The sequence below is a fragment of the Myxococcales bacterium genome (assembly GCA_012513515.1).
GTDB lineage: Bacteria > UBA10199 > UBA10199 > 2-02-FULL-44-16 > JAAZCA01 > JAAZCA01.
On record JAAZCA010000007.1, the window covers coordinates 1 to 16884 of the forward strand.

Here is a 16884-nt window from a genome sequence, read left to right on the forward strand (position 1 = left end):
TAGAATCTAGAAGTGAGAAGCGAGATTTCTACAGGCGAGGTTTTTCTAGCTTCTAGCCTCTCGCTTCTAGCTTCTGTTTTTCCCAGTCACGGTCGTTGCGGGGATGACAAGCGCATAGTTTTTAGAGTCGCCCTGAATTTGCTGATTTTTCAGAGGTTACTAGTATTCAAACCAAAGCGATCCCCCCCTCTAACACTTAAAGCTATATATTATTTCTATTGAATTCACAGTCTATGTCGCATAATTGAGCGCCTCCGCGATATGATCCTCATGATGCGACTAAATGGGATGGCTGTACGCATCGCCTCACATGCGATTCTCGAAGTATCGCTCTCTATCGTCTGAGGCTGCTGAAGAACGCCCACTTGATTATCCGGGGTCTCTGATATAGTCCATCCCCATGCGAAAACTGGCCGCGACCATTGTCATCATGCTGATAGCCTCATGCGGTGGAAGCGGATTAGATCCGTATCCAAATGATGTGCCGACCCATTCGCCCCCGCTGATAACCAGAATAGATCCCGAGAGCGCATCCCCCGGGGATACCGTAACGATATATGGCTTGGGTTATTCCATCATCCCCGCATACAATCTGGTTACCTTTGGCTCCGTATCCGCAGTAGCCGATTCCTATGATTTTCTCGACCCGGGCAGCGACGGCGAATTCGAGATTTTAACCGTGGTCATCCCTGATGATGTGGAGGCAGGGATCAACCCCGTCATGGTGACGGTCCACCGGATCACCAGCAATGATGATGTATCGATAGACATAATTCCATGAAAGAAAAAATACAGAAAATTTTCTCCGATGAACTGTCGATGACGGCCAAGCTCTCAGATCTTGTCAAACTGCATGGAGACGCCTCTTACAGAATATATTACAGGGCACGCCTCACCGATGGATCCACCCTCATAATAATGCAGATGCCCGAGGGAATATCATCTGCTTCCGAAGAGATCACAAACTCCGGAATCGTCGTCAAAGAACTCCCCTTTATCGACGTCTCAAAATATCTCTCCTCCATAGGCGTAAACGTCCCAAAGATTTTCAGATACAGCGATGCCGACAAGATGATGATACTTGAAGACCTTGGCGATGAGCTATTGGCCTCATACCTGCAAAAATCCGAACCTGAAGAAGCGATGGCCATGTATAAAAATGCGGTGGCCCTCCTGTGCTCTCTTCAGAAAAAAAGCGCCGAGATGCCTGACAAATCCTGTATAGCTTTTCGAAGATCCTTCGATAGCAATCTGCTCAACTGGGAGTTTGATCACTTTCTTGAATACGCGATTCAAAAAAGAGGCATAGAAGTTGACCCGGCAGATGCGGAAATGTTCAGAAGGGAAACGCGCACTATAACAGACAAGATTCTAAAGATGTCATATGGATTCACGCTCCGCGATTATCAGAGCAGGAATATAATAATACGCGATGACACTATGCATCTCATAGACTTTCAGGACGCCCTGATGGGGCCGTCCCTCTACGACCTCGTTTCGCTCACCAGAGATTCCTATGTAAAACTGTCGGATGAAGAACTCGAAGAACTCATAGCCTATTACGCTGAAAAATCGCACCGCGATATCGGCGAGGTAATCAAGGAGTTCAACATGATAACCGTCCAAAGGAAGATGAAGGATGCCGGAAGGTTCGTCTACATCGATCAGGTAAAGAAAAATCCGGGATATCTGAAATTCATTCCCAACTCCGCAAACTACGTGGCAAAAGCCCTGTTACAGATGCCGGAACACGCTGACCTAGCAAGGTTCATTGAAAAATATCTGCCGGAGCTAAAGGGATGAAAAATAAAAACCGAATAGATTCAGCAGTGCTTCTAGCTGCCGGACTGGGTACGAGGCTGAGCCCTCTTACGTTAAAGACTCCTAAGCCCCTTCTCAATCTCGACGGATGCACTCTCATAGATCATCAGCTCAGATATCTGAAAAAAAACGGGTTCAAGACGGTGGCAATAAACATTCATCACCTCCCAGAGATGATAAAAAATCACGTCGGAGACGGATCCAGATACGGGCTGAGCATACTCTACTCCAGGGAGACACATATACTCGGCACTGGAGGCGGCATTAAAAAAGCATGCGGATATTTAAGTTCAGACAATGTCCTGGTCTTAAATTCCGATATTCTTATCAATCTGAACCTCGAAAAATTCGTCGAACGACATCTCCTATCAAACGCAATTGCAACGATGGCGCTCAGAAAACTTCTGCCGGGGGAAAACTACACCGGGATATCCGTAGATACAGATGGCTTTGTGAGCTCAATAGGAGATGGATCTTACTCATTCACCGGAATTCACATAGTGGGGAAAACCCTCCTCGAATCGCTTCCTCCGGCAGGATCGGAGTCGTGCGTAATATCCGATGGATACAAAAAGATTTTATCAGGTGGCGGTAAAATAGCATCGGCAATCCATCATGGATACTGGAAAGACATCGGCACTCACGCAAGCCTCAAAGAAGCCGAGGAAGATATATCAAGGGGAAAATTTGAAATGATCAAGGAATGATGCATTTCAGAAGCGGACCCACCTCTATCTTTATAACCTTGGCCTTTTCCGGAGCGTGGTCTCCGTCTATCGTGTATGCCATAGGCTCGTCGAACTCCATCACCACTTCGCTGCCCATCTCATCGACATAATGCTCAGAGTTTGCAGGTTTTGCCAGGAGGGCCCTGTGAAATGTTTTCACGAGCTGCATTCCCGTACATGATATCCCCACAAACTGGAATTTCCCGACCTCAGACGCCCCTCTGTAGAGAGGCCGGAAGTTAAAGCCCAGTGTCTGCATCGTCCCCGAAAATATCATCATGTAGTTTTTAAAGGGCTGGAGCTTTCCATCTATGTAGATTCTCGCATTAAATCTCTCGACCAGCATCTGCGCCATACGTCCGTTCACCAGGGAAGAAAGCGATGCCTTTACAAGGAGCGCCATTCCGCGCGCAGGAGTCGGACCACCTTTGACATTTTGATACACATCTATGAACCTCTCTATCAATCCCATGCCGAGAAGAAATCCGTAGGATCCGTTGACCCTTATCATATTTATATCAACTTCTCGGAAGCTCTCACCATTGTGATATTTTATAATCAGATCAGAAAGTATTTTTTCCGGGCGACCCTGAATACCTAACTGCCAAGCAAGGTTGTTCATGGTGCCCCCGCGGAGAATTGCGATCTTCGGAAGGGGTTTTTCTCCATAGACCTCGATAAACGCGCTGAGCGTCTTGTGATTTGTGCCATCGCCTCCGGAGATACCAAGTATCTCTATATCGCGTTCCTTGAACTCCTTGGCCAGATACTTGACATGGTCAAGCGTGTCCGTGGAATAGCACGAGCCCTTATCGCCGACGATAAAACCGAACTGCCTGATCCTGTCCGGATTTCTCTTATTGGATCTCGAATATGGATTTAAAATAACACCTATGCCAGGCATCTTCATTCGCTCCGTTTAGGTTTGTTTGGTCTTCGCCTGCCTCTTCCAAAACGCGGGCGACGTCTCTTACCGCCGGATGGCCTCGAAGTTGCGTCTGGCTTTGCGGCATCTCCCTGAGATGTGGCCGACAATGGAGCAGCAGAGACAGTTTTAGGTTGTTCATCCGTTTTCTTCGGTTGAATCTTCTTCCTCTTCATGTAGGTCTGAACGAGAAAACTGGCCACCTGAGATGGTTTTGTCCCGACGCCAAATCCGGCATCAAAACCCAGTTTTAACCCTAGGGCGTGATCTATTCTCGGTCCTCCAACTATAAGGATACAGTCCTTTGAGAGACGGGAATCCGCAACGGCTTTCTTTTTGAATTCCTTTAGATTTTCCAAATGGCTGTCGCGCTGTGTAACAACCTGGGAGATCAAGATCGCATCGGCCTTGAGTTCAACAGCTTTTTCTATCAGCTGGTCGGATGTTATCTGGCTGCGGAGATTGTGCGCCTTGAAAAGAGGGTATCTTTCGAGGCCGTAATCCCCCGCAAAGCCTTTCATGTTCATGATCGCATCAATACCTACCGTATGCGCATCGCTCCCTATGGCAGCCCCTACAACAACTATCGGCCGAGTGATATTTGCGCTCATGTAGTTTTTGAGATCATCATAATGCATAAACGACGTGTCGACCTTGGGGACTTTCACCTTGGTGAAATCGACCGACCTTCTGGAGCGGCCATAAACTATAAAGTGGGAAAAGCCGTCCCCCATCGACTCCATCGTCGCTACTGAAACTTTTTCAAGCCCTATCTGCTCGATATATCTCTTCGCAGCTTCTTTGGCCTCCGGAGAAGCGGAAACAGGAAGTGTGAATGATAGTTGTATGGCTCCATCATCGAGGCGATCTCCGTATGCCTTCAATTTCTTTTTATTAACCTTTAGCATCAGACCGAGCCCTCCTTCAGCAGATCGAGAACAGGATTGAAGTAGCGCCTGTCCTTCTGGAAAACACCGGAAAGGCCCTTGCCGCCATCCTCAGCCCTTTCTATCTCAGCGAACATGCCCTTTGAGATAGCCTTCATCAGCCCGGCCTCCTCTATCTTTCTGAGATACTTGTGGGTGTTGTCCAGTACGGTATGGGCTCGACGCGCTATTTTCCCATTCGGATTGAACGATATCTCGTCCCCTATATTACGACAGTTCTGGAAGATATAATTGGCGTTCCTGAGCGCCCAAAATCTATCCTGAAGATGAGGATTGTGCATCGCCTCGGTGGGAATGCCGAGGAGTTGAATGGATTGTTCCGTAATTATTCCACACACGTTGAACATGGCGTCCTGAACATTGCCCATGAATATATCGCCGGTCATGTGTTTGGTCGGCGGCATGAATTTAATCGGTGAGCGCGGAAATATTTCCCGTACCATCTGGGCCTGAGCCAACTCGTAAAGAAAACCATTCTCTATGGTTGGGTCCATCTCGAACGCATGGCCAAGCCCCATGAGTTCAGGTTTCAAATGCGCATTATGTGCAAACCGCTCGTTGATGAACTGGCTTGCGAAGACGTGATGCGCATTTCTGTAGGCATCTGTCGTAGTGAGATAGTTATCCTCTCCAGTATTGATTATTATGCCGGACCTGGCACAGATAAGCCTCGAGAAATATTGGTCGACGAATGTGCGCTTCATGTTGATGTCCCTGAACAAAATCCCATACATGGAATCATTGAGCAGTATATCGAGTTTTTCAAAGGCGGCCATTGCCGCTATCTCTGACATGCAAAGTCCGGAAGAATAATTTACTAGCCGGACGTATCTTGAAACCTTCTTTGAAGCGTCGTCGAGAGCCTTTCTCATCACCCTGAAATTTGCCTGCGTAGCCAGCGTTCCTCCGGATCCCTCGGTGGAAATTCCATCCGGAACATAATCGAGCAGCGACTGCGCCGTAGTTCTTATCACGGCTATTATATCCGCCCCGCACTCGACAGCGGATACCGCCTGTGCGCAGTCATCGTAGATATTCCCAGTTGCTACTATGAGATATTTCCACGGCTGCAAAGGTTCCGACAAACTTTCTTTTACACGATCCCTGGAAATTCTTGCATTATCAAGGCGCGAAATCCCTTCCAAAGCCATCTTCCTGCCGACGGCCAACACTTTCTCCGCCGGCACTTCCGGAATATCCTCGAGCTTGACCTGATCAGTAGCCAGCTTTTTTGCAAGCTCCTTCGCTGACAGACCGGTATGAACTACAGCCCTGGCAAACCACCACGCGATCCCAAGCCTCATCCTGTCTTTGTCAAGCCTATCGACTATGAGATTTACATGCGGCATTTCCATATGCGCATCTTCGACGCCGAATATTCTCAAAACCGACCTCTCCACAGAGGTCGTCGAATGCCTATCGATGTATTTCTGAACCGGAGAAACTATTCGCGCAGCTATATCCCTACAGCTGTCTATCTTATCCCTGTCTAAATTTAGCTTCCTGTATGTCATTAAAAGATCCTCACTGTTTCTTCATATTTGCGGCTTGAGAGTTACGCGCTTTCCATCGACCAGCTCTATGTATCCGAGATTTTTGCCCTGCTCGGACTTGAGCCCAGCAGCTATTTTTTCCGCCGTTGAACAGGAACAATCCCTTTCCCTCGGATTTGTATAGCTGCTCATCAGCCCCCGGTAATTTCTCATCACCGCTCTGTCGTCGGTAAGGGTCAGGAGATAATTCGGCATTATAGGTATTTTTCCGCCGCCGCCCGGAGCATCTATCACGAAGGTTGGAAGAGCCAGACCGGAGGTATGCCCCCTCAGATACTCCATTATCTCAAAACTCTTTGAAACCGGAGTCCTGAAATGTTCTATCCCTTCTGCTAGATCGCACTGATAGATGTAATACGGGTGCACCCTCATCTTCAGAAGCTCATGCATCAGTTTTTTAATTATGCGAGGATCCGAATTGATTTTTCTAAGCAAAACGGACTGATTATGTATAGGAATACCGGCCGAAAGTATCCTGTCGCACGCCTCGACAGCCTGGACCGTCGCCTCGTAAGGGTGGTTAAAATGCGTCATGAAAAATATCGGCTGATATTTCGACAGCATCTCAACATATTCTTTCGTCACTCCCATGGGAAAAACGCAGGGCATCCTGCTGGCGACACGTATGATCTCGACGTGCGGAATCTTTTTCAACTGCGCCACTATCCTCTCGAGCATCTCCACCGGAAGCATCAGCGCATCGCCGCCTGAAAGGATTACGTCCCTGACCTCGCTATGTTCCTTGATGTAGGCTATCGCCTTGTCATGTTCCACCTGCAGTTGTTTGGAACTCTTGTCGAGGATATGTCTTCTGCGCGTGCAGAAGCGACAGTACATCGAGCATACCTCCGACACCAGAAAAAGCACCCTGTCAGGATAGCGGTGCACGAGTCTGGGGACCGGGGAATCGGCATCCTCTGCCAGAGGGTCTAGAAGATCTCCGGCGCAGGTGTCCAGCTCCTCTATCTTTGGAATGGCCTGTAATCTTATCGGACACTCCGGGTTCTTATCGTCTATAAGAGATATGTAGTACGGGGTAAGCTGCAATTTGGACTGCTTCAACGTCTTTTCGATATCGGATCGCTCGCCGGGGGAAAGATCCACGACCTTGGAAAGGGTATCGACATCGGTGACCAGATTCTTCAGCTGCCAGCTCCGGCTGTTCCAATCTTCCGGAGAGACATCCTTCCAAAGTTTTATTCTTCGATAGTATTTTGGATCGTTTGAGTTGATCATGAGGTCTCCATCCTCTTTCAGCTGTGAAAGAATCAGGTGAATCGCCTGTCGAACCAGGCCTTGACGGCTGCGTTTTGCCTATAAACATCGATCGTAAAATCGACATGCCCTGGCGCATATCCATTGCCTATTATCATATCCACATCCATTCCAACCCCCTCAGCCCCCAGCGCCGCCTTCTGGAAGCTGGTAGCCATATTAAAAAAATATATTTTTCCACCCTGTTTGCACGCAAGCACCGACGACAACTCGGTCCCTTCCACGTTGGCAGTATTGATGATCAAGTCGCACATCCTGCCGCCGGTCAATGAAGCGACGCCATCCAGTATCTCAGTAGGCCTCAGTGCATCCGCGACGAAGACCTCGTCCGCTATTCCCAGTCCTTTGAAAATTTCTGCATTCGATTTGCTGAAGTCGGTCGCGATCAGCTTACAGTTCTCGCCCAGCTTCTGCCTGATTGCGGCCGCACAAAGTATTCCGGCCTTGCCGGTTCCTATTATGCAAATAGTATCGCCGGGCTTTACCAACCTGTCAGCCTGTGGGGCAGCCCCGGCCACATCGAGAAGGGCTAGGCAGACTCCGAGATCGATCGCGGGTGGAATCCTCGCCAGTACGCCGGAATCGAATAAAATGGCCTTTCCTTCTATCTCTATCTGTTCGCTATCCTTTACGCGTATGATCCTGTCTATCTGTAGGGGGGTAAGCGTAAGCGAAACGAGAGTGCAGACATCATTTCCCACCTCAAGGCTAGCAGAGTTGGAATACTTTGGCCCCATCTGAGAGACCTTGCCGAGGAGCATCCCGCCCGATCCGGTAACAGGATTCATCTGCTTTCCCATTTTCTCAACATTTTCAAGAACCTGTCTGGCAACACCATCATGCCCCTCGCCGGATGCAAGCATCTGCCGAAAGGATGCCGAATCTATATTGAGGGTTCTGACATCTATAAGAATTTCATTGTCGTATATGGGAAGTGAATTATCGACCTTAGTCGCGGCCTGAGGAAGGGCTCCATCCGGAGAGATCACCCTGTGCCTTCCATACCTGTCGCCGCCGCTTCTGTAATTAATCATTTAATATTCTCTAGTTCTGTTGATTGGAGGATCGTTTAATCAGAAGAATAGTTCCAAGTCAATCGAACGCTGCTTTTTGGAACACTGATATTGAAGGGCATACAAGGATAAAACTACAGCAGATTCAACTGGTTAGATGGAATGGGGGGATTTTCACGGCGATCGGAGGATGGCACCAGCCTCCCATCGGACGATACCCTCTGACCGCAACGGGCACACCAACGCGAACCATCGAGCCTTCGCCTCATTCGGGAAGATTTGCACCTCGGACACCTGCATTTATCTATGCTGACCTGTTTCATGGTATGCGGATGCACATAACCCAGCATCTAGAACATTATCAACCCAAAAATCAATTTTTCGTAATGATCAAAAAATCAGCATTGCTCTCACTTGTAAGGAATGAAAAAAGAAAAGGCCCTCCCTGCAAAGGCGAGGGCCTTTCCCAAAAAAATATAAAATTATTTCTTGTTTAGCTTTTTTCTCTTCACATAGGACCATAGTTTTTTCGTCATAGCGCTAGGAGCGATAGGCGTCTTGCCAAAAACGTTCTCTACGGAATCATTGCAGCCCTTGAAGTTGATGGTGTAACCGCCGAAAGCTTTCTTGGAGCCCTTCCTCTTGCTAGTTCTCTTTACCTTCCTCTTGGTAGCTTTTTTCTTCTTCACTACTCTTTTTTTCTTCTTCACCGTCTTTTTCTTTTTCGCTACTTTCTTTTTCTTCTTCACTACCTTTTTCTTCTTTGCTACTTTCTTTTTCTTCTTCACCATAATTCCCTCCGAAATTCTGGGCGCGCTCCTGACTAGGGAACTTGCGCCTAAGTTGACAACATTCCTGCAACTGACAATTTTTATATCAGATTAAGTCATAAAAAAAAATAAAAAAATCGCGCCCAAATAGGGCGCGATTTTTCATCCCGCTCGTAAAAACAGCTAAAAAACGATCAAATTTTTGAGAGCCAGTGTTTGTAATAGTCGTCTTTGCCTCTAACTATATCGAAGTACGCCTTTTGGAGACGCTGCGTTATGGGTCCAGGCTTGCCAGTGCCTATCGGGCGATCATCGACTTCCCTCACAGGAGTAACCTCGGCAGCCGTACCTACCACAAAAACCTCGTCACAAAGATAGACGAAGTCCCTTGTGAATTTATCCTCGCGCACCTCCATGTTCATGTTTCTCGCAACGTGGATTATCGTGTCCCTAGTGATCCCTGGAAGGATAGGAGAAGTGATTGGAGGAGTTATTATTACACCATCTTTCACGACGAAGATATTTTCACCGGTGCCCTCCGCCACATAGCCCATCGTATCGAGCATTATGGCCTCCTGATATCCACCGGCTATCGCCTCCCTCTTGGCCAGAATTGAAGTCGTGTACTGACCGCATATTTTGCCTTGAACCATTCCGACATTGACGTGGTGCCTGTTGAAAGAAGATATCTTGGCTCGAATGCCGTTCTCAAGAGCCCCTTCGCCTAGATAGGCTCCCCACTCCCTCGCAACGATCGCAGCTCTAGTCCGGTTCACAGCAGCGAGGCCGAAAGAGCCCGCATCGCAGTACATTATCGGACGCAAATAGCATTCGTCGAATTCGTTTACCTTGACTGTCTTGATGTGCGCATCAATGAACTGTTCCAATGTAAATGGATTGTCCATCTTGAGTATCTTCAACCCGTTGAACATTCTTTGAGCGTGTTCTTTCAGACGAAAGATCGCGGAGCCCCCAGATGCGAGCTTGTAGCACCTTATTCCCTCAAAGGTCCCGAATCCGTAATGAAGGGTTTGGCTCATAACAGAGACCCTTGCATCGCTGTTGTCCACAAACTCTCCATCCATCCAAATCTTTTTACCTTCTCTAGTCATGATTCCTCCGTATTAGATTTCCTGCGTTTATGGAACGCCTGAGACTTAGCACCGAAGGCAAGAAAGGCAACCTCAAAATCTCGAAGCTATTTCGGAGATAAATGTCAATTTTTCCTTATTGTAAGCTTGGTCCCCGGCTTGACGCTCGACGGATCTCCGAGGTTATTCCATCTCTGTATATCTGCTATAGAAACTCTATGCATTCTGGCAATTCCCCAGAGCGTATCACCCGATTTGACGTTGTAAACCAGATCCGGAGTGAGCTCGGCAACTTCTAATTTTTCTTCTGTGGGGTGCGCCATAGCCTCTGGAGCGGGAGATGCGGAAGCGACAACGATCTGCTTCGGAGGCGCGCTCTTTGCGACACCTACGTACACAGGACTCGACGATCCTTTTATCTTTATTTTGGTTCCAGCCCTCAGAGTACGTGGATTTTTTATAGAATTCCACTTCATCAGATCAGAGGTAGAAACCTTGTGCCTGTTTGCTATTCCGCCCAACGTCTCACCCGGCTTTATCGTGTATGTGAAAAAACTTTCGGAATTAGATGAATCATTTTGTGTGATACTCGCCACAGACGGTATCGATGCGCTCGGCTCTACATCCTGAACAGACTCGGCCGCAAAGGTTTCAGATGGGGAAGATGACGGAACCTCTTTCGATACCGCCCGGGAAGCAAGGCTCAACTTCTGCCCCGCCCTAAGCTTTGACGGGTCGTCTATGCCGTTTATCTCCATCAAATTTTTAACAGAGGTCCCGTATTTACTCGCTATGGCACCAAGGGTGTCCCCTCTAGCCACGATATGAACGCCGACTGAAGCGTTTCCAGACTGACGAGGCGATGATGATGCGGGAGATTCCGACGAGGCGGTTCTGACATCGACGTAGAGCTTCAGCTTCTGGCCTGCACGTACCATAGCTTTTTTGTTGAGGTTGTTCCAACTCTTGAGTTGTGAAACAGTCACCCCGTGTTTAGAGGCTATCGCGCCTGCCGTCTCTCCAGCTCTGACAACATGAAAAGACATTTTTTTCGTCGATGACGACGATTTACTTGACGAAGAATCATTGGCGGCAACAGCCGCTGCCGCGACACTGCCTTTCACAGGAATAGTCAAAGTCATTCCTCTTTTGAGATGACCATGACGATTTATATTGTTTGCAACAGCGACAGCATTTATAGAAACCTTGTAACGCTTGGCAATCTTACTGAGGGTATCTCCCTTTTTCACGATATGATGTACTATACGAACTCTTTCTTCCCGTGGAATGGCAGCATATTTTTCACCAAAACTCTCGCTGGTTCCCTTGGGGATTCTTATCTCGGTAGGACCTGAGGGAGGAGTTACACCCCCTACCAAATGAGGATTGAGCCACCTTATTTCCTCAATATCGGAATTAGAGCACTTTGCGATAACATTGAGATCCGTTTGGCTATCCAAGAGATAAGTATCAAAATCGAGAGGGGCGTGATATTCAATATTGGTGAATCCAAATTTTTCCGGCATTTTTGCTATTATTGCCGCAGCTATAAACTTCGGAACATAATCCCTCGTCTCTGCTCGCAATGCATTGCGATCATCAGCCATCACCCAAAAATTTTTGCTGCCTGTTATGCTAATGGCCTTTTTGACGCGTCCGGGTCCGGCATTGTACCCTACCATGGCCAGATACCAATCCCCATAATCCTTATAAAGATCCCTAAAAAGCCTGGCCGCAGCCCTTGTCGCCTTGTAGGGGTCCCTTCGTTCGTCAACCCAGTCGTCGGATGAAAGGCCGTACATCTTACCGGTCGATCTTATAAACTGCCACAACCCTGCCGCATGGGCCCTCGAATAAGCGTGCGGGCTGAAACCGCTTTCGATAAGCGATATGTACACCAAATCCTGAGGAAGTCCCTCCTCCTTTAGAATCTGGCGCATCATCGGTATGTACCGCCCGGACCTCTCGAGATAGAGCTGAAATCTCTTTCGCCCCGCCCCCTGAAAATATTCCACCCATGCGATGACGCGGTCGTTCACCTCTATGGGAATATCGAATTTTGGAAGAGTCCCGGGCTCGCCGCGGAGAAGGCGGGAGGCGTCCATGGATGATCTGCTTCTTTTTCCATCAGCACACCCCGATAGGGCAGCTACGGAAATGATAGCTAGAAAAATGGTCAGGGTCCTGCATGCTATGGATTTCATCATTATCACCCGTCTATAATGTGACTGCATTATAGCCCATCTAAAGAGGCGATGTCAAAAACGGGACGAAAGCGAAACTTTTCTCGGAATGGAATATACCGACTGTTCGCCCTCGCCCCGCCTTAGAATATTAGTTCAATCAATCCGCCTGTTTGCGCAAGAATGTAGGAATGTCATACTCATCATTTTGAAACTCCAACACTCCGATATCGCGCGTAAGCTCTCTGAAATCTCCTCCAATCTCCTCCTGCTTTGATGCAGATCCGAGGGAGCTTACTGAAAACGCATTTGAAGATGGAGAATGCCTCGTAGCGCCGGCTGGATACGATGAAATGGGCTTCACCATGACCGGAGCCGGAGAGAGAGTCGGCTGCGATACCTGCTCCGGCTGAACGTTCACCGCCGGAATCTTCACAGAATTCGCCTGAGCGCTTATCCCGTAAGAGGTGGAAGTGGCCACCGCAGGCCTTGCAACTCTCGCAAGCGGTTTGTTGAACCCGGTCGCTATGACTGTTACGCGAACTTCATCCTTCATCTTGCCGTCGATGACGGCGCCGAAGAGGATATTGGCATCCTCGTGAGCCTCCTCCTGGACGAGTTTCGAGGCTTCGCTGATTTCGTGAAGTGTCATATTTTCGCCGCCAGTGATATTGATCAATATGCCAGTGGCTCCCTTGATCGATGTATCCTCAAGCAGGGGTGAGGAAATGGCCTTCGTAGCCGCATCCAAAGCCCTGCCTTCGCCGACCGAAGATCCTGTCCCCATCAGTGCCATTCCCATCTCGTTCATCACCGTTCTCACATCGGCAAAATCGAGGTTGATGAGGCCGTGAACGACAATCAAGTCGGATATTCCCTTAACGGCCTGATGCAGGACCTGATCGGCCTGTTTGAATGCGTCGAGAACCGTCATGTCGCTGGAGACAACTTCTAGAAGTTTTTCATTGGGAATGGTGATTAGCGTATCCACCGCACCCCTCAGTTCAGCAATCCCGCGATCGGCCTGAAGAGAACGATGCCTTCCTTCGAAAGTGAAAGGCCTTGTCACTACGCCGACTGTAAGCGCGCCGAGCTCTTTCGCTATCTTCGCAATCACCGGTGCACCGCCGGTTCCGGTTCCGCCTCCCATCCCGGCTGTGATAAAAACCATATCCGCACCTTCGAGATATTCGGCTATCGCCCTCTGATCTTCGAGGGCCGCATTTTTGCCGACATCCGGGTTGGCTCCAGCCCCGAGGCCCTTCGTAAGCTCGCGGCCGATCTGGATTTTAGTTGGGGCGAGGCTGGCCCTCAGGCACTGCATGTCCGTATTGGCTGCTATAAAATCGACTCCGTCGATGCCGCACTCAACCATGGTATTAACCGCGTTTCCACCGCCGCCTCCTACGCCTATCACCTTTATCTTAGCATTCTGAGAGTGTTTTTCTATTAGTTCGAACATAATTCCTCCATTTCAATTTCAATGGTTAATTGGTGAAGCCGCGGTTAAAAAATTTCCCCCAGCCATTCCCTCATTCTGCCTATCACCTTGGTGTGAACATTGCGCTCCTTGACCTTGAAGCGCTTGTCCTGCCTTTCGGCGTTGGCACCTGACATCACGAGGCCCACACCTGTAGCGTACATCGGATATTTAACAACATCCACCAGACCGCCTATCTTTTTTGGGATTCCCTTTCTGACCGGGAGGTTGAATACCTGCTCGGCAAGAGCATCGGAGCCATCGAGCATGGAAGTTCCTCCGGTGACAACAATGCCGGCGGCTATCATCTCCTCATAGCCGGATCTGACTATTTCCTTCTGAACAAGGGTAAAGATCTCCTCCATCCTCGGCTCCAAAATCTCAGCGAGTATCTGCCTTGAGAGAACTCTCGGCACCCTTCCCCCAACCGAAGGCACCTCTATCGTCTCATCCTTGTGGACGAGCCCGGCTGTACAGCATCCGTACCTCTGCTTGATCTTCTCGGCCTCGTGAGCGGGAGTTCTGAGACCTACTGCGACGTCGTTGGTCAGATGGTGCCCCCCCAACGTGAGAACGGCCGTATAAACTATCGACCCGCCTGAATAAATCGCTATATCGGTGGTACCTCCACCTATATCGACGAGGGCCACGCCGAGCTCCTTCTCATCGGGCGACAAGACTGCCTCGGACGATGCGAGCTGTTGCAGAACTATGTCATTGACGTTGAGTCCCGCCCTGTTGCAGCACTTTATTATGTTCTGTGCTGAAGTTACCGCGCCTGTAACTATGTGAACTTTCGCTTCCAAGCGAACCCCGCTCATTCCAACAGGATCCTTCACGCCATCCTGATCATCGACGATGAACTGTTGAGGAATCACGTGAATGACTTCGCGATCAAGAGGGATAGAAACCGCTTGTGCGGCATCTATCACCCTATCGACATCGGAAGAACAGACTTCCCTGTCTTTGATGGCAACTATACCATGACTGTTGATTCCCTTGATATGGCCACCGCCTATCCCGGCAAATGCGCTGGTTATTTCGCACCCGGCCATAAGCTCGGCCTCCTCGACCGCCTTCTTGATCGATGAGACAGTGCTCTCTATGTTTATTACGACTCCCTTTCGCATCCCTTTTGAAGGGTGTGTTCCGATCCCGACGATGTCTATTCCGTCATCCGTGACTTCGCCGACGATCGCGCAAATCTTGGTGGTACCTATGTCGAGGCCTACCACCAAATCATCCCTCTTAGCCATTTCCTTCCCCCTCTCTCTCGTGCATGAACCCAAAGGATTTGAACTATCGTTATTGCATCACAGCACAAGTCTTTTGAGCTCATGACGTCTGGTAACTTACTATCAACCTCCCCGGCTCATTAGCCAGTATGTATGTGATCCGCCCTGTCCGTTTCATCACGGCATCACCCATCCTTTCGAGTTTTGCCATCTGTTCTTCGAAGGCGGCGTGTCCGAAGAGAATCTGCATCGGAGAATTTTCAGTCACTACCGATATCCCCTTGATCTCGTCATAGTTTACCTCCGAAACTCCAAATTTGGACCCCATCGCGGAGGACTCGAACGTTTGAAGAAGTCCGAGCATCCGCAAAAGGGCCTCTTCATGAACGGCATCCATACGTCCGTTCTCGTCTACGATCAAGCCGGTAAAAACCGGATAGTTTTTGTGGTCACCTTCCTCCAGGGGTTTGAAGACTTCTCCATACTCATCGACCATGAATATAGTTTCTCCGGACACGAGGGCCCTAGGGTTATGCTCCTCTACGAATATATAGAGCGTATCCGGGAGCCCCCTTCTGACAGCTGCATTTCTAACCCATGGATTTTCACGAAGCCTCTCGTGTATCACTTCCATCGAAATCCAAAACATATTATCGCCTCTGGAAAGCTGCGATATCGAAACTATTTCACCCGAGGAGAGGTGTTTGAATTTTCCCTCTACTACTACGTTGTCTATAGCAAAGGTATCTCCGAAACAGACCAACCTGTACAACCCATAGAGGGAGGCAAGGCCAGCCATTACGATCGCAAGCGATATGAGAATGCGCTCGAGTTGACGCAGTCGGCGCACCCACTGCCTGCGCTTCTTTACCGTCTGCCTTTGTTTGAATATACTCATCCAAATTTCCCCATCAAACTGTAATTTTCAGCGAAGCGCTTTCCAAAAGCTCCTCGCATACGTCACCAAAAGAAAACCCGGAATAAGCCGCAGCCTTTGGAACGAGGCTAAGCTCGGTCATGCCAGGAATCGTATTTATCTCGAGGAAATATGCCTTGCCTTCCGTATCTATTATATAGTCGGCGCGCGCAGTACCGCGACATTCTATCGCCGAGTATATCTTCTCGCTCCAACCCTGTATCTGCTTCGCACATTCACGCGATATCCTCGCAGGAACTATGTACTCGGTCATGCCCTTTGTGTATTTTGAGGCAAAATCGTAAAATCCACATTTAGGTTCTATCTCGAGAGGTTCGAGCGCCTTCCCGTTCAAAACTCCCACGGTAACCTCAATTCCTTTCACATACGATTCTACCAATATTTTGTCGTCGGAAACAGAGGCCGTGCCTATCGCGCCTTTGAGCTCTTCATGCGAATTCACTATGGTGACATTTATGGTGGATCCCTCGCGCGACGGCTTTACTATTACTGGAAGAGGGATATTGAGCGAAGATACGAATTCGTCCAGGTCATCGTTTCCGGCCCTGAACAAAGCATGCCCCGGCGTTCTGATTCCGAGTCTCGATGCGAGCATGTTGCAAACATCCTTGTCCATTCCCACCGAAGAAGCCAACACTCCTCCGCCGGTGTAGGGAATCTTTAGCATCTCGAGAAGTCCCTGAACGGCACCATCTTCGCCGTACTTGCCATGAAGAGCTATCAGCACGGCGTCCGGCCTGATATTTCTCAGGGCATCGACCAGGTCGAAACCGTCAACTAGATCGAGTTCGGAAACATCGTATCCAATCCCCTTTAGGGAATTGGCTATCGCCGCGCCCGTCCTCAGAGATATCTCGCGCTCCCTGGAGATACCGCCCTTCAAGACGACTATTTTTTTATCTTTCCATCTTCGGCTGCTCATACTC

The 16884-nt window shown here is 49.0% G+C and carries 15 protein-coding genes; 3 read left to right on the forward strand and 12 right to left on the reverse strand.

Features of this window, described 5'->3' with window-relative positions; all coding sequences use genetic code 11:
- Positions 1-400: 400 nt before the first annotated feature.
- Genes GX659_01535 through GX659_01545 form a run of 3 tightly spaced genes read left to right on the forward strand, consistent with a single transcriptional unit; the run spans position 401 to position 2528 of the window.
- Positions 401-781, forward strand: coding sequence for a hypothetical protein (locus GX659_01535; protein ID NLD27472.1), 381 nt, complete (start codon positions 401-403; stop codon positions 779-781).
- Positions 778-1803 carry a phosphotransferase gene (locus GX659_01540; GenBank protein ID NLD27473.1) on the forward strand — a complete coding sequence of 342 codons (1026 nt, stop codon included), beginning with the start codon at positions 778-780 and terminating at the stop codon, positions 1801-1803. The genes GX659_01535 and GX659_01540 overlap by 4 nt, the downstream gene beginning before the upstream one ends.
- A complete protein-coding gene (locus tag GX659_01545) occupies positions 1800-2528 on the forward strand; it encodes a nucleotidyltransferase family protein (protein ID NLD27474.1) in 729 nt (242 codons plus the stop codon). Before GX659_01540 ends, GX659_01545 begins: the two co-directional genes overlap by 4 nt.
- Here GX659_01545 and GX659_01550 read toward each other — a convergent pair.
- The 12 genes from GX659_01550 to GX659_01605 form a co-directional block, all read right to left on the reverse strand.
- On the reverse strand, positions 2518-3453 hold the full coding sequence (locus GX659_01550; GenBank protein NLD27475.1) for a hypothetical protein: 936 nt from the start codon (positions 3451-3453) through the stop codon (positions 2518-2520). The genes GX659_01545 and GX659_01550 overlap by 11 nt on opposite strands.
- A 2-nt stretch (positions 3454-3455) precedes the next feature.
- Entirely contained in the window at positions 3456-4382 is a 927-nt protein-coding gene (locus GX659_01555) for a hypothetical protein (protein ID NLD27476.1), read from the reverse strand.
- Complete coding sequence (locus GX659_01560; GenBank protein NLD27477.1) at positions 4382-5935, reverse strand: D-lysine 5,6-aminomutase subunit alpha; 1554 nt, start codon at positions 5933-5935, stop codon at positions 4382-4384. The genes GX659_01555 and GX659_01560 overlap by 1 nt, the downstream gene beginning before the upstream one ends.
- A gap of 21 nt (positions 5936-5956) precedes the next feature.
- On the reverse strand, positions 5957-7210 hold the full coding sequence (locus GX659_01565) for a KamA family radical SAM protein (GenBank protein NLD27478.1): 1254 nt from the start codon (positions 7208-7210) through the stop codon (positions 5957-5959).
- A gap of 32 nt (positions 7211-7242) precedes the next feature.
- Complete coding sequence (locus GX659_01570) at positions 7243-8283, reverse strand: L-erythro-3,5-diaminohexanoate dehydrogenase (protein ID NLD27479.1); 1041 nt, start codon at positions 8281-8283, stop codon at positions 7243-7245.
- A 461-nt stretch (positions 8284-8744) separates the two neighbouring features.
- The gene (locus GX659_01575) at positions 8745-9053 is read right to left on the reverse strand and encodes a hypothetical protein (GenBank protein ID NLD27480.1); all 309 of its coding nucleotides are present in this window, start codon (positions 9051-9053) and stop codon (positions 8745-8747) included.
- A gap of 173 nt (positions 9054-9226) precedes the next feature.
- A complete protein-coding gene (locus GX659_01580; GenBank protein NLD27481.1) occupies positions 9227-10144 on the reverse strand; it encodes a branched-chain amino acid transaminase in 918 nt (305 codons plus the stop codon).
- Positions 10145-10248: 104 nt separating this feature from the next.
- On the reverse strand, positions 10249-12357 hold the full coding sequence (locus GX659_01585; GenBank protein ID NLD27482.1) for a LysM peptidoglycan-binding domain-containing protein: 2109 nt from the start codon (positions 12355-12357) through the stop codon (positions 10249-10251).
- Positions 12358-12466: 109 nt separating this feature from the next.
- Positions 12467-13768, reverse strand: coding sequence for a cell division protein FtsZ (gene ftsZ, locus GX659_01590; protein ID NLD27483.1), 1302 nt, complete (start codon positions 13766-13768; stop codon positions 12467-12469).
- A 44-nt stretch (positions 13769-13812) separates the two neighbouring features.
- On the reverse strand, positions 13813-15042 hold the full coding sequence (gene ftsA, locus GX659_01595) for a cell division protein FtsA (protein NLD27484.1): 1230 nt from the start codon (positions 15040-15042) through the stop codon (positions 13813-13815).
- A 79-nt stretch (positions 15043-15121) separates the two neighbouring features.
- Positions 15122-15919, reverse strand: a complete 798-nt coding sequence (locus tag GX659_01600; protein NLD27485.1) for an FtsQ-type POTRA domain-containing protein — start codon at positions 15917-15919, stop codon at positions 15122-15124.
- Positions 15920-15932: 13 nt separating this feature from the next.
- Positions 15933-16880 (reverse strand): D-alanine--D-alanine ligase, encoded by a 948-nt coding sequence (locus GX659_01605; protein ID NLD27486.1) that lies wholly within the window; start codon positions 16878-16880, stop codon positions 15933-15935.
- Between the last annotated feature and the right edge of the window lie 4 nt (positions 16881-16884).